Below are 22,065 nucleotides of genomic sequence, written 5' to 3' on the forward strand. Positions count from 1 at the left end.
ATGGTGTCGTTAAAGGCTCAACTTACCTTCGGCCTCCTAGCAGTGGTCTTTTATGCAACTGCAATAGTTGTTTTAGCGCTTTCCTTACCACAACCTTCACCCTTGGTGCTTAAAGCACCAAACGAACTTACTGTTCAAATAGCGAATGAACAGGAACTGCCCATTACCGCTTTTCGGTTAGCCGCAGGGGAGCGCCCTGCCGATTTAACGCTGGCGCTCGAAGAGCCCGACGTGCTGCCCACTTATGCCCAGTTTAATGGATTTTTTCAGCAGCATAGTGAATTGCACGACGCACTCATAAGCGGAACGCTTTCTGCGCAAACCGAAGCTGGCGAGCGGGTACAAATTACGGCTAGGCCGCGAACGTTAAATGACCTACCGGGATTGTTTTGGTTGCAGCTATTCTGTGGTGTGGCCGGCATGTTTATTTGCTTGATGGTGTGGGCTCCCGCGCCACGCGACACCGCGCTTACTGCATTTGCACTCACTGGGTTTAGCAACCTACTGTTCACCTCGGCCGCCGCAATTTACAGTACCCGCGCATTCTTTATCGACGGTAATTTAGCTATGGTGCTGTCGGCTATTAACCACACGGGTGCGCTCTTATTTTCGGCTGCTTTGGCGGTTTTTTTATGGAACTACCCAGTACGCAGAAACTCAGTGGCCAGTACCGCTATATTCTATGGTGCGTTTTTAGCGGCAATTCTTACCGACCAATTTCAGCTCACCAGTACACCTGTAACCGGTTTCCACAGTTGGGTAATGGTTATTTTTCTGGCCGGGCTTGCGGGGGCCATAAGGCAGTGGTGGGACACCCGAAAATTACCGTCGCAACGCGCTGCATTACGTTGGGTGGTGGTGTCTATTCTTGCCGGTACGCTATTTTTTGCAGGCGGCATGATCCTACCTGCCATGCTGCAAGTGGCAGCACCCGCGGCTCAGGGCCTTTTGTTTACAACATTTTTGTTAATGTACGCCGGCATCGCCATTGGTGTGGGGCGGCACCGTTTATTTAATCTCGACCGCTGGTGGTATTCCTTGTGGGCATGGCTACTTGGTGGCGTGTTGGTGATGGTAACCGACTTGCTGTTGGTGGGCTTGCTGCGGCTTTCGGGTGCCACCAGCCTTGTGCTTGCTGTGGCTATTGTAGGTTGGCTCTATTTTCCGCTGCGCCAATGGTTATGGAAAAAGCTTATTCATTCCGACCGCGACCAATTAGACGACTGGCTTGCTGTGTCGCTTCCGGAAATGCTGACCGCACAACAAGACAGCAACGAAAGCGGGCTTAGAAATGCGCTTAATGCGGTGTTTAGTCCGCTTTCTATTGAACCTTGCCACAACTACACCATGGGCCAGCAGCCCCTTGTTGCGGCGTTGAATAACCAAGGTAAGGGCTTAGTTGTAGTGGATCAGCACCAACAAAAATGTTGGTTACTAAACCATGCCATGCAGGGAGAGCGGCTTTTTAACAAGCGTGACGAACGTACGGCAAAACTGGTGGTTTCCTTGTACCAGTTGGTTGCGCGGGTAAGCTCGGCTTATGAGGAAGGGGTGCAGCAAGAGCGTTTGCGTATTCGCCGCGACATGCATGACGACCTCGGCGCCAAGCTTTTGCATTTACTCCATAAAACACCCGACGAGAGTAAACCCTTGGTACGCGAAGCCATTGCCGATCTACGTAATTTGCTGAAAAACATGGAAGGCGACGACTTAACCTTAACCGCTGCTATTGAACATTGGCACGATGAAACAACGCGCCGCTGTACTGATCACAACGTTCGGCTGGAATGGCAGTGCAATGTGGAAGCAAAGGTTTTGTCTATGGCGAAAATTAGCGAGCTTACCCGAATATTGCGCGAAGCAGTGAGCAACGCATTACGCTATTCAAAATCGCCTTACTTGCGCGTAACGTTAGAGAGTCACAACGAAAGCCTACATTTACGTGTGGAAAATGAAGGCGTGCCGCTGGCTGAAGGAGGTGCACCGAGTGGGCTTCGAATTATGCAGGAACGCGCCATAAAAATGGCCGGCCGATTTGAGCTAAACCAGAGCAATAACACGTGGCAAGTTAAAGTAAGCGTTCCGCTTTAAAGCCAGTACTGGTTGCCGCCGGCCCGTTTTGCGCTGTACATGGCTTCGTCTGCGAAATTGAGTAAACTTTCAATGTTGCTGCCGTGCTGAGGCCACAGCGCAATGCCAATACTGGCCGTTACCTTTTCTTGGCCATGAGGCAGAATTAATGGGGGTTGCAGCGCGGCGAGGATTTTGTCGGCTACGGCTGTTACAGCACTGTTGTCGTTACTTGGCACTGCGTCTACCAGAACTGTAAATTCGTCACCACCAATACGGGCTGCAGTATCGGTGGCACGAATGGCACCGGAAATTCGCCGGCCGACTTCGCGCAATAACTGGTCGCCGGTGGCGTGGCCACGTTCGTCGTTAATATGCTTAAATTTGTCGAGATCGATATACAAAATAGCGAAGGTTTTTTGGTCGCGATGAGCCCGCGCTTTAGCAGCCTCAACGCGGTCGTAGAATAACGAGCGGTTTGGTAATTGCGTAAGCGGGTCGGTAAGCGCCATTTCAGACAGCTTTTTTATGAGGTTTTCGCGGTCTTCTTCAAGCTGCTTTTGTACAGAAATGTCGCGCGCTACGCCAATGCGTTGCTGATCAAATTCCGACCAACGCGCCGACCAAAGTAAATGAATAACATGCCCATTTTTATGAATATAGCGGTTTTCAAACTGCATTAACTGCTCACCTCTATTCACCGCGTACGCACTTTCTTTGGTTTTTTCTAAATCGTCGGGGTGCACAAAGTCGAAAATTAAACGCCCTTTCATTTCTTCGGGTTCGTAGCCAAACACATTTTTTGCACCGGGGCTCACATAGGTTAGTCGGCTGTCTTTATCGACCGCACAAATGGCGTCGAGTAACAGGTCCATATATTGAGCGAGCTCGGCAAAGGGTGTTCTCTTCATTTGAATTTTTCCTGCTTTTATCGAAAAGCTTCCGGCGTTCATTCGAATTCACTATGGCCGCCGTTTAGGGCGCAGCACACTGCCCGGGTAAATCTAACCCACGAGGAACCAAAAATGACTACAATCCAAGAACTAAAAATATTACGCGTTGGTGTTTTTGCAAGCTTAGCACTTTCTGCCGGGCTTATAGCACAGCAATTTTTGTTTTCTGCGCCTACGCATTTTGAAACGCTGTCGGTAGAACGCTTAAACATTGTAGAGCGCGACGGCACAGTAAAGCTATTAATAACCAATACCGAGCGTTTTCCGGTGACTGAACAGGTGAATGGGCGAGTGTTGAACGAAGATCGGAAAAAGCGTTCGGGCATGCTGTTTTTTAATGAAGACGGTATTGAGGCGGGTGGCTTTATTTATGACGGTTCAAAAACTGCAGATGGCCATAGCTCTGGCTTGTCGCTCACGTTTGACCAATACGACGGCGACCAAGTAATGCAGCTGCTCACTACCGACATGCAGCGCGGTGAACAACGCCGAGTAAGTTCTGCTTTAGCGTTTAATGATCGGCCTGTGCATGAAACGCAGCAGGGTGTGCGCGCGATTATGAATGAACTGAATGCCATTGAAGACCGCGAAGCACGCCGCGCTAAATATTTAGAATACGAAGCGCAGGGGTTAGTGGGTGGCGCCACACGGGTATTGGTAGGCAAAACGGGTGCACAAAACAACGGTTTATTTTTATTCGCGAGTGACGGTTCGCCACGGGCAATGTTTTATGTAGACCAAAACGACCAAGTGCAGCTGCAATTTATGAACGCCGAAGGCGAAGTAACGCACCAGTGGACGAACGAGTAAAGCCACCGCTACTATAGGGTTTTCTGGGGGTAGGTATGTTATTGATTCAGCGCTATTTACGGTTTTTACAGGTCGACCCAAGGTTCCTGGGCTTAGTCTTTTTACTGAGCTACCTGTTGGTAATAAAAAACCGTATTAGCGCCGGTATGATAAGTGTGTACACACTCACCCCAGAAGGCCCAGTTTTCCAGTTTTTCTCAGCGCTTATTATTTTCAGTTTTGTGCGCCTAGGGCTGAATACATTCTACGGTAAGCAACACCAGCCGTTGCCGTGGCAACGCACGATTGGTCCAAGCCTTGCGGGGCTGGGCGTTTACCTCGTTATGGTAAGCCTAATGGAGCTGGGGGTTGCTGCATTGTTTGGCAACATCGAACGAAACTTTAGCAGCACCTTGGTAGTGCAGCGGAACCTGTCACTATTGGTCGACGCAGCGCTGTTTGGTGGTATTTATTTAGCGTATTCGTACCGAAATAAGGTGCAGAATTACCAACAGGAGCTCGCCGAGCTTCGTATGCGGCAACTGAAGAATCAGCTGGCGCCGCATTTTGTATTCAATGCACTCAATACTCTCGACGAATTGATTTATTCGAATTCGCAGGCGGCGAGCTTGTATTTACAAAGTTTCGCCGAGCTTTATCGCGGCGCAATAAACCACGGCGGCGCGCCGCTGGTGCCATTGCAGCAAGAGCTCGACTTTGCCAATCATTACTTTGTGTTATCGAATGCGCGGTTTGGCGAGAATTTTGCGTTGAAGGTAACCGGTACCGAAATACCCGAGGCATATCTACCGCCATTTAGCTTACAGCTGTTGATTGAGAACGTATTTGTGCATAACTGGGCTACTCAAAGTAAACCTATTTATATTCATTTGAATATAAAAGCGCATGAGGTTGAAGTAATAAATACCGTGGCGGCGAAACAACGAGCAGGCAGGAGTGGTATTGGTTTACGTAATTTGAGTGCACAGTTACAACTATTGGGCGGTAAAGCCTTACGGGTAGAGCAAAACGAGGCTGAATTTAAGGTAAGCGTGCCGTTGTTCGCGCATTCACAAATTGGAAAAGCACAGAATGTATAATGTGGTTATTATTGAAGACGAGCCCTTAGCGCGGCAAAAGCTGGTGCGTATGTTACGTAACTTAGCCAGCGACATTAAGGTTGTGGCGGAGTTAGAGTCGGTAATGGCCGTGCGAACATGGCTGCAAAGCCGCGCGCACAATACACAGCGGCCCGACGTTATTTTTTCTGATATTGAGCTACTCGACGGTAACGTGTTTGAGGCTTACCAAGACCTCACCCTGCCATGCCCAATTATATTCACTACAGCTTACGACGCCTATTTTTTACCGGCGTTTGAAACTCACGGCATTGCGTACTTGTTGAAGCCCTATAGTGAAGAAAAACTGGCACAGGCTTGGCAGAAATTTACTCAGCTTACGCAAACCAATACGGTAAACCCGCTCGCTCAGCTGGAACAGTTGCTTACTGTTGCGCGTGTTCGGCAGGCAGAAGAAGAATGGCCGCAGCGTTTTGCCATTAAGCAGCAACAGCACACTTATTTTCTTAATGTGGACCGTATTCATTATGTAAAAGCCGACGCGGGTTTGGTGATGGCATTCGACGAGAACAATCAGCGCCACTACTTACCTTTTACGAGCCTGCAGGCGGCAGAGAAAGCGTTGGACCCGAAGCGGTTTTTTCGGATTAATCGAAGTGAGCTCGTGTGTGGTGCAAGGGTAGAAAAGCTTGAGCGCTACAACAAAAATACCTTGGCGCTGTATTTACCAAATGGTGTGCAATTAAAAACAAGCGAAAGCAGAACAGCTGAGTTTGGCCAGTGGATAGGTTTGGGGCGGCTAAGCTAGCGCCAACCCAATAGAAAAAGCCCCGCTTGAAGAGCGGGGCTTTGGGCTTAAAGCTCTTGGTACATAACATTGAATTCGGTTTCAAAGCCGGCATCGGTTTTACCCTCTACTTCAATACGGCCCGACTGCGACACTTCAACCTCTTCAATGGTGGCGAGCCCAGACTCGCGCGCAAGCGTCATCACCTGCTGTAACTGTTCGTAGGTTAGGCCCCACGCCGACGAAATACGGCGCTCTCGTTGTTCCTTTAATACGCTGTTACCGCCAAACTCGGCTTCCACGTACCAATGCGTGTCGGTCCAGCCGTCCACTTCAATGCGGCCGTCGCGTTCAAACTCAACCTTGTGGAAATGCTTGAAACCAAACGCTTGAACCTGTGCCAAGTCGGTAGTGGGTGTATTGGCTTGTGCCACAAAAAAGGCAGCACTAGCGGTTAAGGTCGTTAAAGCAATAAGTGATGTGGTAAGTTTTACATGTTTCATCTTACGTCTCCTTTGTGGCTTCTTTCATGTTTTGCACAACGGCTTGTTGTGTATGGGGCCATACTAAGGGAGTAAACCTTGCAGCAAGATGAACGCCGTGTTCATGTTTCGTTCATGTTGAAAATGACACAATAGCGTGACCCTAAGCAGGAAACTCGAGGAAAAGGCATGGCCCGACTGTTGAATTTGTTTTTGTGCACATTGCTGGCGTTGTTCGCGGTTACGAATACAGTAATGGCAGTGCCTGAGCGGGCCCCTGCAGCGCCGGCCAACAATGACCATCGTGCCATTTACCAGCTGGTGCAACAGGGCCAAATAGTGCCACTTGAAGACATTCTCAAAGTGCTCGAGAAAGCGTTCTACGGCGACATTATTGAAATTGAACTTGAACGCGACGATGGCGTGTACATTTATGAAATTGAAATGCTGGGTCCAAACGGCCAAAAAGTAGAGTTTGAATTTTTAGCCAGTAGCGGTGAACTGCTCGAAATGGAAGGAAAGCGGGTGCATGAAATGCGCAAGCCGGGGGTGAAATTTCCATGAAAATATTGTTAGTGGAAGACGATAAAGCCCTTTCAGCGCGCATTCAAAAGCTACTTGAAAATGAGGGTTTTCGCGTAGACAGTGCAGAAAAAGGCAGCGACGCTGACTTTCTATTAAGTACGGAAAGTTACGATGCTATGGTACTCGACCTTGGCTTGCCCGACGGCTCAGGCGTGGAATGGTTGCAGCGTTGGCGACGCAACCAAATTGAAGTGGTTACGCTCATACTTACCGCGCGCGACAGTTGGGGTGACAAAGCCGCTGGTTTTAATGCGGGTGCCGACGACTATGTTACCAAGCCCTTTGAACCCGCCGAGTTAGTGTTTCGGTTAAAAGCCTTGATCCGCAGAGCAAAAGGCCATGCGCACCCAGAAATTCAAATTGGCGAACTGCAACTAAATACCCATACCCAACAAGTATATTTAGCGGGCCTCGCTATTAAACTTACCGCTCAAGAGCTGCGCCTATTGAGCTATTTAATGCACGCGGCGCCGGCGGTAGTGTCGCGCATAGAGCTTTCAGAGCATGTGTACGACCGCGACCAAGAGCCCGACTCGAATGTGATAGACGTACAAATTAGCCGCCTGCGGAAAAAATTAGGAGGGAGCTACATTGTAACTGAGCGGGGGCATGGCTACCGCGTTTGTGAGCCGGAGCCCGCTAGCGGAAAAAGAGTAACGGATGAAGAATAACGTATGAACATAACGCGGCGTACGTTAATTCTCGGTGCACTTTTTACCGGCGTTATTTTGCCGATATTTGCATGGTTAATGAGCTATGCATTCAGCCAAACTGTGCAGCAGAACTTCGACGACAGGCTGCGCGTGTGGCTTAATGTAATTGCCGCTGAACTTGAAGTAGATGCAACAGGCAACTTAATACCGCTAGAGTCACTGGGTGATCGGCGTTTTGAACGCATTTATTCAGGTTGGTATTGGCAGTTAGCCACCGACACGGAAATTCTCTATGTGTCGCGGTCGCTCTGGGATCAGCGGTTATTTCAGAGCCTCGACGGCACGCGCGGAAATTTGATTTTGCGCGATGGTGTTGGCCCCCAGGAGCAGCAGCTCAGAGTGGCAGAACGCGACATTATTTTACCGAATTTTTCTGAGCCCGTGCATATAATGGTTGCTGGCGACGCTAGTGAAATAGCGGAGCAAGTACGCGCATTTCAACAGCTATTGTGGGCAGGCATTGGAATAATTGCGTTGCTGTTAGTGGTGCTTTCTACCTTACAATTACGTTGGAGTTTGGCGCCGCTGCGGAAAATGCGTAAAGACCTGCAACGCTTAAAGGCGGGCCAGCAGCGGCGTTTACAACGTACTTTCCCTAGTGAACTGCAAGGTGTGGCTGAAGCGCTAAACGACGTGCTGGCGCGCGACGAGAGCCTAGTGCAAAAAAGCCAGGAAACCGCAGCCAACCTCGCGCACAGTTTAAAAACCCCCTTAGCAGTAATGCGTGCGGGTTTGCCCGATCTTCCCGAAGCCACCGCGCAGGAGTGGCGTGATCAGCTCCAACGCGTTGAAAATACCATTCAGTATCATTTGTCGTATGCCGCTCACCTTGGTGCAGCAAAATTCTCGGGGCGTATTGCGGTAAACGATGAGCTAGCCCCCTTGGTTACCATGTTTACCAAGCTAGCAGAGGCTGAAGGTAAGCAGCTGGAATACAAGGGTGCTCCGTTGCAGTGGGCGATGGCGAAAAACGACTTGCAGCAAGTGTTTGGCAACCTTGTTGAGAATGCATTGAAGTTCGCACACCAGCGTATTGTTATTGGTTTGGTTGTTGAACAGAATGCTCTGGTAGTAGAAGACGATGGCCCTGGCATTGCCGAGCACGACTACGCCAACGTGCTGGCGCGAGGCGGCCGTGCCGATGAGCAAAAAGACGGCCAAGGATTAGGGTTAACCATGGTGGCGGATATTGCCACGCATTATGGTGCGCGTCTTGAGCTTGGGCGTTCAGCTTTGGGCGGACTGAAGGTCTCGTTTCGCTTGGTAGAGTAGGGTGTCGGCTTCACGCATAAGATTCTGAATAGTCGTTCCTTTTTGGGTGGCGCACACACCGCAACTAAAGGTTAAGGGCTCGCCCATAATCAAGTGAGCCTGCTCGGCGAAGGTTGTGCGCAAACGTGCAAGAATAACGTTGTGGTCGGGGCTGGTGTTGTGCGGCAGAATCAGCCCAAATTCTTCACCGCCTAACCGACCTGCAATGGCGTTATGTTTGTTTTCTATTTTTCCCAGTAGTTGCCCAAACACCCGTAAAATGTCATCGCCGGTGGCATGACCAAAGCGATCATTCACTGACTTAAATTTGTCGAGATCGAAAAAATAGAGAGCAAACGAACGACCAGACCGCAGCTCTCGCTCGGCAAGGCTCTCAAAATGCTGGCGATTATGTACACCCGTGAGGTAGTCGAAGTTGGCACGTTGCTGTAATTTTGCGTCGGAACGTTCCTTTAAAAAGCCAATGAATCCAATACCATTGCCTAAGCCGCTGATAAAAGTAGTAAACATAAAAAGCTGATTGGTAAAGAATGTTTGCGTAATAATGTAGTATGGATTGTCCATGGCTGCAGTGCCACGCACCAAACACAGCAGCGTAATGGTAGCGTTCACCACGAACAAAACCACGGGGAAAACACTCCCCTGATGCTGTTTGCTTAAGGAGTAAAGGGCAATCACATTCATAAAAAGCGGCACCACTAATAAAAAGGAGGCCGTAATAATCATGGTGTTGTTTGGCCCAGGGGCACTATTCACATGCATAAAGGTAAACACGGCGCTGGACACAACAAACCCAATAAACAGGTAACTGGTTTTGATACTGCCTGCTGAAAGCTTGATATAAGCGCGTACTTCCGCCCAGCAACCTAACAGAATAAGAATGTTGGCCAGCAGCCGCAGGTCGTTTGAGCCATTCGACAAGGCCACCGCGTAAATAACAAAAGAAATGGCTTTAATAAAATGCGCTTGCGCCCAAAACTTACAGGCAGAGTGCGACTCTGGATTACGAACTTGCTGCCAACTGTATAGCGCAAAGGTGAGGTTGGTAATCCCTGTCAGTACAATAATGGTAATAATGTCCATGCGCGCCCAGCAAGCTTTGTTGTTATTGTTTTCAATGCTAAGGCAAACTTTAGGGCGTTACACGCCCTGTGGCAAGTTCATTTTGAAGGCAGTTAGAGGATTGTAATGAATATTTGGGTTGACGCAGACGCTTGCCCAAGCGTTATAAAAGACATTCTGTTTCGTGCCGCTGAGCGCAAGCAAATTCCGCTGATATTGGTGGCGAATCAGCGCCTTCGGGTACCACCGTCTAAGTATATTCAAAGCCTGCAAGTGGCCAGTGGCTTTGACGTGGCCGACAACGAAATTGTAAAACGTTGTGAACCCGGCGACTTAGTGATCACCGCCGACATTCCTTTAGCCGCCGATGTAATCGCCAAAGGTGGCGCTGCCTTGAGCCCTCGTGGTGAGTTGTTCACAACACAGAACATTGGCGAACGCCTGAATATTCGAGATTTCATGGATACGATGCGCAGCAGCGGCGAACACACAGGCGGTCCACCCCCACTGCATCAGCGGGATCGAATGGCATTTGCTAACGCGCTCGACTCCTTTCTTGCGCGTGTAAATTAAAGAGTATGTTTAAAAAACAATTTGTGACCAAATGCCAAACTCATTGTTAATTGCACGGCTTGCGTTATTGCTGTTATTCACATGCTTAAGTACCGCTGAGAACCGTAGTTTAGGGTTGTAACGCCATTCAAGCGCCGCCGAGTAGTATTCAATTTCACGCGTGCTGTCGAGCCGGCGGCTTGGGGTGGTGAGGTCATGGCGCAGTGCAATGGCGTAATTGGCATTGAGTTGATACGAACCCCACAGTGAATAGCCGCTGGCGGCGTCTTCGGTGGGCAAGCTCACACGGCGCCAGTTGTTGGCGTAGAAATACTGGGCACCCGCTCGCCATTTACCTTGGTTATAAGTAATTGCGCTGTTCCAACGTTCGGCGGTATGTATTTTGGGGCGGTCGTCTTTGTCTTGGGTTAGGGTTCCGCGGTAGGCACCTAGGTGTACACGTAAGCCCTCTAGAGGCTGCCAGTAAACGCGGCCTTCAAAGTCTACGCTATCGCCAAGCCGAGGCTTCTGAAAGCCACCTCCGGTAATCGCTGCAACAGCGTAACCGAAGTCACCGGTCTCACCTTCCAAATGCACACCATAGTCGGCTGGAGCTCCGTGGCCTGCTCGTGGGAGTAGGCCAGGGTCGAGGTAGCGGTAACCGTTTAGCTGAGCAATGGGTAAAATCCACGGCGTGGGAGCGTTACCAATTCGCACGCGCATGGTGTCGCTAATTTTCTTTTGCACATAAAAGTGGCGCAAAATGGGATCACTTGGGTCTTGATACCGTTGCCATTGAAAATCCGTGGTTACATGCATCGACCAGTCTGAACTGAACTGATGATTCACATTCAAAAAGAAGCGCTTTAAATCAACATTAAAGTTGTCGTTGCCATTGGCTGGCTCTTGTTGGCTTCCGTTTAAAAAGATCATGCCCGAAAATTCCGTGGTGCCAGGCTCTTGTGCATTGGCGCTTATGGAGAGCGCGCCAAAGCTCAGCACTGACACTGCCGCAATGGCAATAGCTCGAGGTCGTATTGAAAACAAGTTGTGCATTAAAGTCTCCTTTGCGTTCTTAGTAACGGGTTCTTAGTAACGCTTTCTCAGTAACGCATTCTCAGTAACGAGAATCCGGTGGATTCGGTACGCCAGGCCAGTCAAAAATTTTGTCTGGAAAATCGGGGCGTGGCTTCACGGTAAAATAGGCAGAAACGTCTACAGCGTCTTGCTCGCTCAACTCAATTTGGCCAAGCGGTGCGTGCAAACTTACGCCAAGCGGCATGTTGTGCTTCACAAAGGGGGCGGCACGAGAAAGACGCGCCATACCGGCACCAATGTTGAAGCTTTCATCGCCCCAAAGCGCAGGGAATATGTAGTCGCCAAATTGGTCTTTCATGCCTTCACCGTTTTGCCCGTGACAGGCCGCACATTGTTGGCTGTAAATACGTTCACCGCGCACGGGGTCTGGCGTGTATTGGCCTACTTTGAAGTAGTCCATATTTTCAATGTTCACCCGTTGGCCCGGCTCAAGGTCTTTGGCGAGCCAAGCCATGTAGGCCTGCATAGCGTGCATTTCTGCGGAGTCGTCGGGTAAGGGCTCGCCATTCATGGAGCGGCGAAAACAACCATTTATACGCTGAGTGAGGTCGAGTACCGCCTGCGAGCGCGGCATAAATTTGGGGTAGTCGCCTACGGTATTAATGTAAGGTGCACCGAGTGGGCGTTTGCCTTGCGCCATGTGGCAGCTGTTGCAATTTAAGCCATTGCCCACGTTATCGGGCAGCAACCGCGAGGTTTCATTAAGCAAGCGCATACCGTAAATAATGTCCTCGGCATTTTCTTCGCTCAAAATATCGCGAGCCAGCGGAGCACGATATTCACCCACCACCTCACCGTCGGCGTTCACGACCTCAAGTGCTGGTGTAGGTGGTGCGTCGTAGAAGGAGTTCGAATACATCGCCCATGCGGCCGAAGCAGAGCCTGCAATAAGTAAAACAACTGAAATAAATCCCTTATTCATAATCGGCCTCCTGAGCCGGTGGAACAAAATGCTGTGGCGCGTTATCCACAATTTTTCGCATGCGAGCAATATCGCGCGGCGTAATTTCACTGCCGTGGTTGCCCCAGCCATTTCGAATAAAGTTCAACACATCGGCTAAATCTTGGTTACTTAAGTGGTAGAACCCTGGCATGGCAAATGCCATGGTGTCGTGCTCGGTATGCGGCATGCGGCCCCCAGCCATGGTGACTTGAATCATTGAGCTGGGATCTTCGGCAAACACAATAGAATTTCCCGCTAAAGCGGGGAATACGCGTGGCGCTCCCATGCCGTCCATACGGTGGCAGGCGGCACACTCTTGCGCATAAATAATGGCGCCGGGGCTGTCGAAGTTACCATTTCGCAACTGTGCAGTAGTGGTGTCGGATTGCGGTTGCCAAGTGGCTTCGCGGCCGGGTTTGGGCGCAAGGCTTGATAAATAAGCGGCCATGGCTTCAAGGTCTGGAGCCGTGAAATATTGGGTACTGTGCTCAACCACTTCCGCCATGCTGCCAAAGGCAGCTGTAATATCTGTACGCCCCGTTCTCAGGAATTCTACAATGTCGGCGTTAGACCAAGTTTCCAAGCCAACACCTTCGTTGCGTAAACTCTTCGCGAACCAACCTTCAAGGACACTTCCGGCAAGAAAGTTGCCGCTGGTATCGTCATACAAAGCTTTTTCTTGAAAGCCAATACCACGCGGTGTATGGCACGCACCGCAATGAGCAAGGCCTTCTACTAAATAAGCGCCGTGGTTTTCTTGCGCGGTGCGGTTCGGGTTAGGCTGGAACTCACGCGGTTGTGCATACATTAGGTGCCATAACGAAACCGGCCAGCGCATAGAGGCCGGCCATGGAATGGTTGAAGCTTGGTTCGCTTGCTGCACTGGCTCCACGGCGGACATGAAATAGGCATACATGGCTTCAATTTCTTCGTCTTTGGCGATCATGTACGACACAAAGGGCATGGCAGGGTAAAGCGCAGTGTGGTCAGGGCGCACGCCGCGGCGAACTGCGCGCTCAAAATCGGCATAGCTATAGTTGCCAATGCCTGTTGTTGGATCAGGCGTAATATTGGTGGAGTAAATGGCACCCAAAGGTGTTTGCATACCTAAGCCGCCAGCGAAAGGCTTGCCGCCCGGCGCGGTATGGCATGCCACACAGTCGGCTACCCGCGCGTAATATTCGCCCTTGGCAATGAGCGCTGGGTTGTGAATGTCGACCTGTGGTGGATTTTCCATCTTAGGAGCAAACCAATAGGGAACGGACTTGGCAAATGCAAAAATGAGCAGGAACCCAATCAAACCCATAGCAACGAGATATTTAACTGCTTTCATAGCGCCTTTCTTCCTTGGAGATTTCTTATAGTTTAGCAGTTTCTAATAAAGAATAGGCGCCTAACCCTAACGGGGTTGATCTATATCAAGGCAGCTCACTCCTTACTTGTACCTTCACATTGAAAAATATATTACGTAACAATTTTTGTTACTTTTGGCACTACTGGAAGGCGAAGAAAATTGGCATGATGAGCTTTCAATACGTTACCGGAGAAAACCGTTATGAGTTCGTTTGAAACATGGAAAGAAAAATTCAAAGCCTTGCCAAGCGGGGCTCAGGTTTTAATAAGTGTTGTTGTAATACTTATTTTGGCAGGTTTTTTATTTTCTATGGGCGCCAACATAGGTTCAGCCATTTATAACGCAATAAGCTAGTTTCAAACAAAATGAACAAAACGAAACGCTTTCAGGCCTGGTACTGGCCCATTATTTTTGCACTCGCCGTGTATTTTTTCGGCCTGTGGTGCGCACGACAACTGTGGGGGCTTGAGCCGTCGGGTGTAGTCAAACTTATTACCTATTTTGTTCTGTACTTTCTTGCAGTAGGCGGAATTTCTTGGCTCAACAGTAGTACAGCAGAACCGGTAGAGCGGCACCCCGCCTACGATTGGCCTGTATCTGGGCCTATTCGGGTACTCGGGCATTGGGGTGTACTACTGGTGTTCTATCCCACGGCGTTTTTGTCTGCGTTTAATCCGTTTCAATTACGGCAGCAATTTTTACAAATATTTGGCCAAGAAAAGGCTGCGAAACGTTTAAAAGGCAATGAGCTTGAAAACGCACAGTACCAAACCAAGGTGCGTTACCGGCTGCCCTTTCACGGCGAATGGCTGGTCTTTAATGGTGGGCTCACCGAGTCTACGTCGCACTCTTGGCAAGTGCTTGCGCAGCGCTATGCCTACGACTTCGTAAAGGCCGACCAGAGCTTTTGCCGCCATAAAGCGTCTGGTGCTCGTTTAGCGCACTATTATTGCTACAACGAACCCATTTTGGCGGCGGCTAACGGTGAAGTAGTGAATGTTGTCGACGGCATTGGCCCCGCGCCTTTGGTTGGTTTTGCTGTTGCCGACTTTCTATGCCGCCATTTTGCTGGTAATCATGTGGTAATTCGCCATGCAGACGGTGAATATGGCTTTTACGCCCACTTAATTAAAGGCTCTATTCCCGTAAAGGTTGGTGATCAAGTGACAGCGGGCCAAGAAATAGGGCGCTGTGGGCATACCGGACATTCCTCGGAGCCGCATTTGCACTTTCATTTGCAAGACACGCCTTCTATTTACTCATCACTCGGTTTGCCTATTCGTTTTCACATAGCGGGCAACATCCACGAAATTAAGCGCGGCAACCGAGTAAACACGGAAAGCGGGATCAGAAGTTGTCCCAATAAGGCGGCTCGCCGTAGTAATCGTTTATGAACTCAAGAAAGGCCCGTACCTTGCTCGCCATAAACTGGCGGTGGGCAAACATGGCATAAAGTGCGATAGGCTCGGGCTCAAAGTCGTGCAAAATTTGCTGTAACGCTCCCGTTTTCAAGAATGACCCCACAATAAAGGTCGGCTGCATGAGTATGCCTGCGCCGGCCATTGCGGCCGCGACCAGCACGTCGCCGTTGTTGCTGTACAACGCACCCTCTTGCGTTTGTGCGTTTGGAATAAAGCTTTCAGGAGTGCTCTTGAGATCCGCATAGCTGTAATACAAACGGCGATGGTGCGCGAGATCAGACGGGTGACGGGGCACGCCGTTTTCTCGTAAGTATTGTGGTGCGGCACAAATGACCAACCGAATAGGCGCAATACGCTTGGCCACGAATGAAGAGCTCTTAAGCTTGCCAATGCGAAGTGCAATATCAAAACCCTCGTCGACAATATCTACTTTGCGATCGTTCAATTGTAAGTCTACGGTCACTTTTGGGTGAAGCTGCTGAAACTCTTGAATTGCTGGGCCCAAGTGCTGAATAGCAAAAGACACCGGCGCACTGATTCGGAGTGTGCCTTGTGCCTGGGTGCTCATGTCGGCCAGTTCCGCTTCCATAGTGTCGACTTCATTCAACAGGTTCTGAGCGCGGAGTAAATACAGTTGACCCGCTTCGGTAAGATGAATGCGACGCGTGGTTCGATTAAGTAGCCGCACATTCAACTGGCGCTCGAGTTGGGCCACATATTTACTGATCAGTTGCGGGGATGTACTGAGCCGCTCTGCCGCCTGAGTGAAAGAGCCTTCGGTAACCACAGTCACAAAAGCTTTCATGGTTTGGAGTTTATCCAATGCGTTTCACCAATTATTATTATCAATTTTATGTTGATAAATATAAAACATAAGCCGTATTAATCAATGCTCATTATTTAATTAACATGCACATGTTGTCGGTGCGCGGGCATTAAAACCTTATCTTTAAACTGGAGACATTATTGTGAATACAACGTTAGTTCAAAAATTATTTTCAACGCAGGCGGGTTACGCTGCATTGTTACTACGGGTACCTGTAGGCGTTATTCTATTTGCCCATGGCGCACAAAAGTTATTTGGTTGGTATGGTGGGCACGGGCTAGCAGGCACCGGAGAGTGGATGGCGAGTATTGGTCTTACACCGGGCGTGTTAATGGCGTTTTTGGCTGGCTCTGCCGAGTTCTTTGGTGGATTAGCTTTGATTTTGGGTGTGTTGACCCGTCCTGCAGCATTCGTGTCTGCCATTACCATGGTCGTCGCGATTTTTAGTGTGCATTTTGCCAATGGTTTATTCCTTTCCAATGGCGGTTATGAGTTTGGCTTGGCGCTGCTCGCTGCCACCGCCGCATTAACACTACAAGGCGCCGGGCGTTTTTCTATCGACTCATGGATAGCAAAAAAGATTTAAAACAACCACTGGGGTCTGACCCCATTGTTATTTGGAGGTCTATATGGCTGGAATTTCGCAGGTGCTTTATATTTCGCATGGGGGTGGGCCGTTGCCTTTATTGGGTGATGCGGCGCATAAGGAATTGGTGCAGCAGCTCGAGCATTATGCGCGTAAAATAGAAAAGCCAGAGGCTATAGTGGTAGTAAGCGCTCACTGGGAAGCCGATGTGCCCACGGTAACGGCGGGTGCGAACCCGAACCTTATTTACGACTACTATGGTTTTCCAGAAGAGTCGTACCACATTCAGTATCCCGCGCCAGGTTCTCCGGCTTTAGCCCAAGCTCTCGCCGATGCTTTTGCTGCGCATGGTCTGCCGCTTGAACAAGACACGGAGCGTGGTTTCGACCACGGCATGTTTGTGCCGTTAAAGCTTATGTACCCAAACGCAGACATTCCGGTGGTACAGTTGAGCCTAGTGAAAAGCCTCGACGCCGACATGCATGTACGCATGGGCGAAGCGCTACAAGCCCTTAAAGGAAAAAACATACTGCTGCTCGGTTCAGGGTTTTCTTTTCATAACATGAAAATGTTTTTCACGTCGGAAACAGCGGAGATCCGCGCCCAGAACCTTGCCTTTGAACACTGGCTACAAGACACATTAGGTAATCCTGACCTTACTGAGCATGAGCGCAAAGCTCGGTTAGTTGGGTGGCAGCAGGCGCCGTCTGCTCGGTTCTGCCACCCTCGCGAGGAGCATTTGTTGCCTTTGCATCTGTGTTATGGCGCAGCGGCGAAAGTCGCTGACGAGCTCAACAGCGCAAAGGTTTTAGGGAAAAGCGCGGGCTTGTTTTATTGGCGCTGTTAAAACAAGCGCAGGCTAGAGCGTAATGGGGTGGAAAATGCCGGTTTTGGTCATGTTTCGATTAAGCGTAAAGCTTTCGAGCGCGGCTATAGGGTTAATGCGCTCTGGGTTGTTGAGATTGAGAATGCCCCACTCACTGCGTTTTACCGTTACCGCGAGTAGATATTGATCAGTGTCGTGGCCGGTGGCCTCATCCAGTTGTTGGGTGTATGCGGAAACGGTTACTTTGTTTACGGCCGGCAAGGTTACCAATACCACACCCACTAAGCGCAACACCACGCCGTGGGCGTGCACTGCGTATTCCTTGCGTTGTTGCGTGGCGCTTTTGTTTTTTATCAGTAGGCGTTTGCCATTTTTACTAAAGCGCGCCTCGCGGCTCGGAAATTGGTCCGGCTCTGGTAGGTCAACGTCGAGATTTACCACGCCGTTTACAACCTCAAAGTCGACATGAGTTTCTCGCGGCCAGTCGAGCTGGGCAAGCTCACTACTCAGTAATTCCGTCATAAAGTTTTGGTCTTCAAGTAAGTCTTGTTCAAACGCAGCAGCATGCTCCGCCTGCTCTTGGTCATGTTGCGCTTTGCGCTCACTCCACTGTTGCAGTTGTTGTTCGTAATGCGCTGTTTGCACACCGCGCTGTTGCTCAACCTTTTCGTACTGACTGCGCCATTCCGCTTGCTGTTGTTCATTTTCGGTGCGCCGTTTTCGCTCTAACCCGTTAAAAATAGCGTGCCACCAGCGCTTTGGCTGAATAGCAGGTTCGGCAGGCAAGTCGGGTAACAGCGGAGGTTTGGGTTTGGCTTCTGTAAAGGACTGGCGTTCAAATTCTGGCGGCGGCGTGGAAAGCGCCGGTACGTCGTGATGAATTTCAGTTAACAAGGCTTGGTCGTCGTTAATTCGCTCCAGCTCTTTTTGCAAAAACGCGTGAATTTGGGCGCTATGGTTTTGCCACAATTTTCGCACTATAGCAGGCGTGAGCGGTGCACCCTGTTCGTCGTTCAAAAGCAGCTTTCCGCGCTCGTCGAGGGTAAGTTTGGCTTCGCGTGTTTCCGTGCGTTGTTGCTGTTGCACTTGTTCGCGCTGTTGCTGGCGCTGCAAGCGGCGCTGGTGTGCGGGTGTGCGGTCAAGCCGCGTGCGGTACGACATACCGGTTCCAGGAGCGCCAACATTGCCATAAATACCGCGCTTGCCGGCAGTAATGCTCGCGCCACGAATGCCGGCCGACACACTTACCCCAGTTTTACCAATATTCAGCCGAACGCCAGGAAATAAAGTGACTCTGCGATGAAAACGAAATGCCATGGTTGCTCCTTAAACGGGAATACGCTCCTCTCGTAAATGTAGCAGCCAAGTGCGTAAGTCGGTGTCGAGTGCGCGGTCCATTTCTACAAATTGAAAATGGGCAGCCACATACTGGCGCAAGGATTCAAGTTGAGCGCTAGCGCTTACCAGCTGCCCTGATTGTTGTTTTCTTAACTCAGTAGACTGCCATGCCGCCAATAAGGTGGCAACCGCCACTTGTTCGGTAAGTTCGAGCACGCGTAATGCGTCGCGAGCGGCAATGGTGCCCATACTTACTTTGTCTTGGTTGTGGCACTCGGTTGAGCGTGAAAATACAGAGGCTGGCATGGTGAGCTTTAAGGCTTCGGCAGCCCAAGCCGAGCAACCAATTTGAACCGCTTTAAAACCGTGATGCAGGCCATGTTCAGTGCCTCGCGCGCCACTTAAATTTGCAGGTAAGCCGTGATTTGTTTTCGGGTCGAGCAGCAGCGCCATTTGCCGATCATGCAAGTCGGCAAGGTTCGCCACTTGGGTTTTTAGCATGTCCATAGCCATAGCAATATGGCCGCCGTAAAAGTGGCCACCATGTAAAATACGCTGGCTGTCTGGGTCTACAATAGGGTTGTCGTTGGCGCTATTCAGTTCGTTTTCAATGGTGTGCTGCAAAAACGGCAAGGCGTCGACTAGTGCGCCAATAATATGAGGAGCGCAGCGCAGCGAGTAACGGTCTTGCAATCGCGCGGCGTTTTGTTTCGCTTCGGTGTGGTTGAGGTCGTTAGCAATGGCACGTGCTACCTGTTGTTGCCCAACATGTGGTTTAACTTGGAATAGTTGCTCGTCGAAATGGTAAGGGTTGCCGTTCGCACCGACCACAGCAAGGGCGGTAATTCGTGCCGACACTTTCGCTAGGTAATCCGCTCGGCACCACGCTAAACAGGCGAGCCCAGTCATGGCGGCGGTACCGTTCATTAATGCCAGTGCTTCTTTGGGCTTGAGCCTATAAACAGGGAGGCCGGCTGCTTTAAACGCCTGCTCGGCAGGCATCAATTCACCGTTAAAGCGCACTTGGCGTTCACCAATGAGTGCGCCCGCTATATACGAAAGCGGAGTTAAGTCGCCACTGGCACCCACGCTGCCTTCTTTGGGAATTTGCGGCAGAATATCGTGCTGTAGCAGAGCTGCAAGGGCCTCGAGTAGTGCGTAACTTACCCCCGAATAGCCTTGGCAGAGCGAGCACAAGCGCGCGGCAATAATGGCACGGGTTTCCTCGGCGTCGAACAAGTCGCCTAAACCACAGCCATGAAAACGAGTAAGGTTAACGGGCAGTTGCTGCCAATGCTCGGCCGCGATGTGCTGGGTGCAGCTGTCGCCGTACCCAGTGGTTACGCCGTAAATAACGCCGTCGTTGGCGAGCACTTGGTCAATCACCGCGCGGCCCGCTTCAATACGAGCTTTAAACTTTGGTGCTTGCGCAAGTTCAATGGTAACTGAACCTTTAGCAATGCGGTAAATCTGTTGCAGGGTAAGCGGTGCTGCACCGAAGGTAATGGTTGAGGTCACGTCTAGGGGTCCATGGGCCAGTCGGTTTCTTTACCGAGCTTGTTAACAGGAATATGGCTTGCCACTTGGTAATGCTTTGGCTGTTCCACAGCACTCAACTTTGCTTGTGCGTACTGTTGAAGTTCTGTAATCAATGTTTGCGCTTGCTGCGGCTCGGTGTGGGGAACGATCAGCGCTTTTAACCCTGAGCCGTCGGGCAATAAGCGTACACGGGCCTCTTTTACGTTTGGGTGTTGGCCTAGAATGTCCGCGACTCGGGTAGGAAAAACGTTAATGCCATGCACCGATACCGCTTGGTCTATTCGCCCTTGCGGTAAAAAATAGCGCTCGCTGCTCTCGGGCTGCCACGTTAATGAGTCTGGTATTGCTACCGTTTGCTTGCTGTTGCGATCGATTATAGAGGAACGCGCTCGCTGCCAGCGCGGTAACAGTTCGTAGGGGCTTGTTTCATGATGGCGAACGCCAATGCCGCCGGTATCGGTACTGCCATAAATTTCAACCACCTGCTCGGCGCCTTCGGCTTTTAATGCGGCCAGTGTTGCGGGTGGGCAGGGGCCGGTCGAGGTAAGCACGGCAACGTTCGGGGCAAACTGAATACTTCGTTTTGCCAGCTGGGTTAAAAAGCTGGGAAAGGCTACGAGTAAATCTCCTGTCTGCAGCCCTTGCTGGGCTTTGGCATGAGCACCTATACCACGCATTACAGGAATGCTGAGCAGGTCGGGCAATAATACGGTAAACAAAAAGCCATAAATATGGTGAGCAGGAACCACGCTTACTATTCGCTGGGGTTTAATGTTTAGTTTTTCAAAGTATTCAATAAAAAACGAAACCTCAGCCACCAGTGCGCTATAGCTGTGGTCTATTACTTTGGGTTTACCGGTCGAGCCCGAGGTAGTGAGGCGTAAATCGTGGCTGGCTAATTCTCGGCTTTTGAGCACTATTTCAGCCCAGTCGCTCAGCGCATTTTTACGCAGCAAATAGTCCTCTAAACCACTGCTGTTGAGCCTGAAGTAATTCACAACACGAGTGGCTAAGGCCATCCACTCAAAAGAGTCGATCGCAATCGCCCACTCACTCTCAACGGGGCGCGAATCGAGCGCCAGTATGGCATGTTCAGTAACCACGTGTTCAGTAACCAGTGGTTGCGAGTTGTGGCGTGGTGCTTGCGCACGGAGTTGGCTAAGTTCGTCTTGAACCAGCGCGCAAATTACCGAAGTAATTGCGCGCTTTGACAACAGATGCTGCATTAGAGGCGCTTCACGAACACCCAAAATGAGTCGCCGGTGAGGGCTTTTTTCATGTGAACTTTTACTTTGGTTGGCTTCATTTCGTAGTCGAATGTGTATTCGAACATGGTGTTGAGGTTGTCGTTTTTTACACCCTCGTCGAACTTACCTTTAAACTGCGGGCTGTTGGTGCAGGGCGCCACTTGGGTAAAGAAGTTTTTACCAATAACAGAAGACGGATCGCGACCCGTAATATCACCCTCGGCCGCATTGTACTTTAAAATGTTCCCTTTTCCGTCGAGTTGAATCGCACCAAAGGCTACGTTGTCTAACTGTTGTTTGCTCATCGACGAAAGTTTATTTTCAACGTCGTCACTACCAAATTGTACTATTTCCATTCTCATCTCCTTTTATGTAGTTGACTTTGCATATTAGTTGATTTCTACAAAGAAAGATCATTAATCTGTAACTATTGTTTTATCACAAACATCGTAAGTCGCGCCTTCCAAGGCGTGCGCCTCGGTTCGAAAGGGCTCTGGAACTTTTTTGTTTTTGCCAAGGTCTAGTAAACAGAACCATTAAGAG

At 50.2% G+C, this 22,065-nt stretch carries 23 protein-coding genes; 12 read left to right on the forward strand and 11 right to left on the reverse strand.

The genetic code is table 11. From position 1 onward, the window contains the following. Window positions 1–2,091: a sensor histidine kinase gene (locus tag DQW12_RS09505; RefSeq protein WP_113907625.1), complete on the forward strand. Its 2,091-nt coding sequence runs from the start codon at window positions 1–3 to the stop codon at window positions 2,089–2,091. Here the strand turns inward: DQW12_RS09505 and DQW12_RS09510 are convergent. Beyond that, window positions 2,088–2,981 (reverse strand): sensor domain-containing protein, encoded by an 894-nt coding sequence (locus DQW12_RS09510; protein WP_113907719.1) that lies wholly within the window; start codon window positions 2,979–2,981, stop codon window positions 2,088–2,090. The genes DQW12_RS09505 and DQW12_RS09510 overlap by 4 nt on opposite strands. A 114-nt stretch (window positions 2,982–3,095) precedes the next feature. Here DQW12_RS09510 and DQW12_RS09515 point away from each other — a divergent pair, with 114 nt between their 5' ends. Genes DQW12_RS09515 through DQW12_RS09525 form a run of 3 tightly spaced genes read left to right on the forward strand, consistent with a single transcriptional unit; the run spans window position 3,096 to window position 5,699 of the window. Beyond that, window positions 3,096–3,833, forward strand: coding sequence for a hypothetical protein (locus tag DQW12_RS09515; RefSeq protein ID WP_113907626.1), 738 nt, complete (start codon window positions 3,096–3,098; stop codon window positions 3,831–3,833). 35 nt (window positions 3,834–3,868) lie between these two features. Then, window positions 3,869–4,912 carry a sensor histidine kinase gene (locus DQW12_RS09520; RefSeq protein WP_113907627.1) on the forward strand — a complete coding sequence of 348 codons (1,044 nt, stop codon included), beginning with the start codon at window positions 3,869–3,871 and terminating at the stop codon, window positions 4,910–4,912. Beyond that, entirely contained in the window at window positions 4,905–5,699 is a 795-nt protein-coding gene (locus DQW12_RS09525) for a LytR/AlgR family response regulator transcription factor (RefSeq protein ID WP_113907628.1), read from the forward strand. Before DQW12_RS09520 ends, DQW12_RS09525 begins: the two co-directional genes overlap by 8 nt. A 47-nt stretch (window positions 5,700–5,746) precedes the next feature. Here DQW12_RS09525 and DQW12_RS09530 read toward each other — a convergent pair whose 3' ends face one another. Beyond that, complete coding sequence (locus DQW12_RS09530) at window positions 5,747–6,181, reverse strand: hypothetical protein (RefSeq protein WP_113907629.1); 435 nt, start codon at window positions 6,179–6,181, stop codon at window positions 5,747–5,749. Between the two features lie 168 nt (window positions 6,182–6,349). On the opposite strand from DQW12_RS09530, the gene DQW12_RS09535 reads away from it, so the two are divergent. From DQW12_RS09535 to DQW12_RS09545, 3 genes are read left to right on the forward strand one after another with little or no spacing between them, the layout of a single operon-like run. Next, entirely contained in the window at window positions 6,350–6,724 is a 375-nt protein-coding gene (locus tag DQW12_RS09535; protein ID WP_113907630.1) for a PepSY domain-containing protein, read from the forward strand. Further along, the gene (locus DQW12_RS09540; RefSeq protein ID WP_113907631.1) at window positions 6,721–7,416 is read left to right on the forward strand and encodes a response regulator transcription factor; all 696 of its coding nucleotides are present in this window, start codon (window positions 6,721–6,723) and stop codon (window positions 7,414–7,416) included. Before DQW12_RS09535 ends, DQW12_RS09540 begins: the two co-directional genes overlap by 4 nt. Window positions 7,417–7,419: 3 nt before the next feature. Beyond that, window positions 7,420–8,730, forward strand: coding sequence for an ATP-binding protein (locus DQW12_RS09545; protein ID WP_113907632.1), 1,311 nt, complete (start codon window positions 7,420–7,422; stop codon window positions 8,728–8,730). Here the strand turns inward: DQW12_RS09545 and DQW12_RS09550 are convergent. After that, a complete protein-coding gene (locus tag DQW12_RS09550; RefSeq protein WP_113907633.1) occupies window positions 8,686–9,813 on the reverse strand; it encodes a GGDEF domain-containing protein in 1,128 nt (375 codons plus the stop codon). The two genes, DQW12_RS09545 and DQW12_RS09550, sit on opposite strands and share 45 nt — an antisense overlap. A gap of 105 nt (window positions 9,814–9,918) precedes the next feature. Here DQW12_RS09550 and DQW12_RS09555 point away from each other — a divergent pair, with 105 nt between their 5' ends. Further along, window positions 9,919–10,365 (forward strand): YaiI/YqxD family protein, encoded by a 447-nt coding sequence (locus tag DQW12_RS09555; protein ID WP_113907634.1) that lies wholly within the window; start codon window positions 9,919–9,921, stop codon window positions 10,363–10,365. Window positions 10,366–10,374: 9 nt separating this feature from the next. Here DQW12_RS09555 and DQW12_RS09560 read toward each other — a convergent pair whose 3' ends face one another. From DQW12_RS09560 to DQW12_RS09570, 3 genes are all read right to left on the reverse strand, one after another. After that, window positions 10,375–11,400, reverse strand: a complete 1,026-nt coding sequence (locus tag DQW12_RS09560) for a putative porin (RefSeq protein ID WP_113907635.1) — start codon at window positions 11,398–11,400, stop codon at window positions 10,375–10,377. Window positions 11,401–11,461: 61 nt separating this feature from the next. Next, window positions 11,462–12,364, reverse strand: coding sequence for a c-type cytochrome (locus DQW12_RS09565; RefSeq protein ID WP_113907636.1), 903 nt, complete (start codon window positions 12,362–12,364; stop codon window positions 11,462–11,464). Continuing rightward, window positions 12,357–13,718: a cytochrome c gene (locus DQW12_RS09570; protein WP_113907637.1), complete on the reverse strand. Its 1,362-nt coding sequence runs from the start codon at window positions 13,716–13,718 to the stop codon at window positions 12,357–12,359. The genes DQW12_RS09565 and DQW12_RS09570 overlap by 8 nt, the downstream gene beginning before the upstream one ends. Window positions 13,719–13,940: 222 nt before the next feature. Here DQW12_RS09570 and DQW12_RS13460 point away from each other — a divergent pair, with 222 nt between their 5' ends. Next, window positions 13,941–14,093 (forward strand): hypothetical protein, encoded by a 153-nt coding sequence (locus DQW12_RS13460; RefSeq protein ID WP_157957892.1) that lies wholly within the window; start codon window positions 13,941–13,943, stop codon window positions 14,091–14,093. Window positions 14,094–14,104: 11 nt separating this feature from the next. Then, window positions 14,105–15,133, forward strand: coding sequence for a M23 family metallopeptidase (locus DQW12_RS09575; RefSeq protein WP_113907638.1), 1,029 nt, complete (start codon window positions 14,105–14,107; stop codon window positions 15,131–15,133). On the opposite strand, the gene DQW12_RS09580 is transcribed toward DQW12_RS09575, so the two are convergent. Next, a complete protein-coding gene (locus tag DQW12_RS09580) occupies window positions 15,087–15,983 on the reverse strand; it encodes a LysR family transcriptional regulator (RefSeq protein WP_113907639.1) in 897 nt (298 codons plus the stop codon). The two genes, DQW12_RS09575 and DQW12_RS09580, sit on opposite strands and share 47 nt — an antisense overlap. A gap of 145 nt (window positions 15,984–16,128) precedes the next feature. On the opposite strand from DQW12_RS09580, the gene DQW12_RS09585 reads away from it, so the two are divergent. Both DQW12_RS09585 and DQW12_RS09590 read left to right on the forward strand, forming a co-directional pair. Beyond that, on the forward strand, window positions 16,129–16,572 hold the full coding sequence (locus DQW12_RS09585; RefSeq protein WP_113907640.1) for a DoxX family protein: 444 nt from the start codon (window positions 16,129–16,131) through the stop codon (window positions 16,570–16,572). Between the two features lie 43 nt (window positions 16,573–16,615). After that, window positions 16,616–17,419 (forward strand): DODA-type extradiol aromatic ring-opening family dioxygenase, encoded by an 804-nt coding sequence (locus DQW12_RS09590; RefSeq protein ID WP_113907641.1) that lies wholly within the window; start codon window positions 16,616–16,618, stop codon window positions 17,417–17,419. 12 nt (window positions 17,420–17,431) lie between these two features. Here DQW12_RS09590 and DQW12_RS09595 read toward each other — a convergent pair whose 3' ends face one another. The 4 genes from DQW12_RS09595 to pyp are packed head-to-tail and all read right to left on the reverse strand — an operon-like array spanning window position 17,432 to window position 21,878. Then, a complete protein-coding gene (locus tag DQW12_RS09595) occupies window positions 17,432–18,715 on the reverse strand; it encodes a DUF4236 domain-containing protein (protein ID WP_113907642.1) in 1,284 nt (427 codons plus the stop codon). A 9-nt stretch (window positions 18,716–18,724) separates the two neighbouring features. Next, entirely contained in the window at window positions 18,725–20,254 is a 1,530-nt protein-coding gene (locus tag DQW12_RS09600; RefSeq protein WP_113907643.1) for an HAL/PAL/TAL family ammonia-lyase, read from the reverse strand. A 2-nt stretch (window positions 20,255–20,256) separates the two neighbouring features. Then, window positions 20,257–21,501 carry an AMP-binding protein gene (locus DQW12_RS09605; RefSeq protein ID WP_113907644.1) on the reverse strand — a complete coding sequence of 415 codons (1,245 nt, stop codon included), beginning with the start codon at window positions 21,499–21,501 and terminating at the stop codon, window positions 20,257–20,259. After that, window positions 21,501–21,878 carry a photoactive yellow protein gene (gene pyp, locus DQW12_RS09610; RefSeq protein ID WP_113907645.1) on the reverse strand — a complete coding sequence of 126 codons (378 nt, stop codon included), beginning with the start codon at window positions 21,876–21,878 and terminating at the stop codon, window positions 21,501–21,503. The genes DQW12_RS09605 and pyp overlap by 1 nt, the downstream gene beginning before the upstream one ends. Window positions 21,879–22,065: the final 187 nt, after the last annotated feature.

It is taken from the genome of Aliidiomarina celeris, from assembly GCF_003316875.1.
In the GTDB taxonomy this organism is placed as follows: Bacteria; Pseudomonadota; Gammaproteobacteria; order Enterobacterales; family Alteromonadaceae; genus Aliidiomarina; species Aliidiomarina celeris.

Coding starts and splice junctions, on each gene's coding strand:
- DQW12_RS09505 (WP_113907625.1), top strand. CDS start 1: ATGGTGTCGTTAAAGGCTCAACTTACCTTCGGCCTCCTAGCAGTGGTC.
- DQW12_RS09510 (WP_113907719.1), bottom strand. CDS start 2,981: ATGAAGAGAACACCCTTTGCCGAGCTCGCTCAATATATGGACCTGTTA.
- DQW12_RS09515 (WP_113907626.1), top strand. CDS start 3,096: ATGACTACAATCCAAGAACTAAAAATATTACGCGTTGGTGTTTTTGCA.
- DQW12_RS09520 (WP_113907627.1), top strand. CDS start 3,869: ATGTTATTGATTCAGCGCTATTTACGGTTTTTACAGGTCGACCCAAGG.
- DQW12_RS09525 (WP_113907628.1), top strand. CDS start 4,905: ATGTATAATGTGGTTATTATTGAAGACGAGCCCTTAGCGCGGCAAAAG.
- DQW12_RS09530 (WP_113907629.1), bottom strand. CDS start 6,181: ATGAAACATGTAAAACTTACCACATCACTTATTGCTTTAACGACCTTA.
- DQW12_RS09535 (WP_113907630.1), top strand. CDS start 6,350: ATGGCCCGACTGTTGAATTTGTTTTTGTGCACATTGCTGGCGTTGTTC.
- DQW12_RS09540 (WP_113907631.1), top strand. CDS start 6,721: ATGAAAATATTGTTAGTGGAAGACGATAAAGCCCTTTCAGCGCGCATT.
- DQW12_RS09545 (WP_113907632.1), top strand. CDS start 7,420: ATGAACATAACGCGGCGTACGTTAATTCTCGGTGCACTTTTTACCGGC.
- DQW12_RS09550 (WP_113907633.1), bottom strand. CDS start 9,813: ATGGACATTATTACCATTATTGTACTGACAGGGATTACCAACCTCACC.
- DQW12_RS09555 (WP_113907634.1), top strand. CDS start 9,919: ATGAATATTTGGGTTGACGCAGACGCTTGCCCAAGCGTTATAAAAGAC.
- DQW12_RS09560 (WP_113907635.1), bottom strand. CDS start 11,400: ATGCACAACTTGTTTTCAATACGACCTCGAGCTATTGCCATTGCGGCA.
- DQW12_RS09565 (WP_113907636.1), bottom strand. CDS start 12,364: ATGAATAAGGGATTTATTTCAGTTGTTTTACTTATTGCAGGCTCTGCT.
- DQW12_RS09570 (WP_113907637.1), bottom strand. CDS start 13,718: ATGAAAGCAGTTAAATATCTCGTTGCTATGGGTTTGATTGGGTTCCTG.
- DQW12_RS13460 (WP_157957892.1), top strand. CDS start 13,941: ATGAGTTCGTTTGAAACATGGAAAGAAAAATTCAAAGCCTTGCCAAGC.
- DQW12_RS09575 (WP_113907638.1), top strand. CDS start 14,105: ATGAACAAAACGAAACGCTTTCAGGCCTGGTACTGGCCCATTATTTTT.
- DQW12_RS09590 (WP_113907641.1), top strand. CDS start 16,616: ATGGCTGGAATTTCGCAGGTGCTTTATATTTCGCATGGGGGTGGGCCG.
- DQW12_RS09595 (WP_113907642.1), bottom strand. CDS start 18,715: ATGGCATTTCGTTTTCATCGCAGAGTCACTTTATTTCCTGGCGTTCGG.
- DQW12_RS09605 (WP_113907644.1), bottom strand. CDS start 21,501: ATGCAGCATCTGTTGTCAAAGCGCGCAATTACTTCGGTAATTTGCGCG.
- pyp (WP_113907645.1), bottom strand. CDS start 21,878: ATGGAAATAGTACAATTTGGTAGTGACGACGTTGAAAATAAACTTTCG.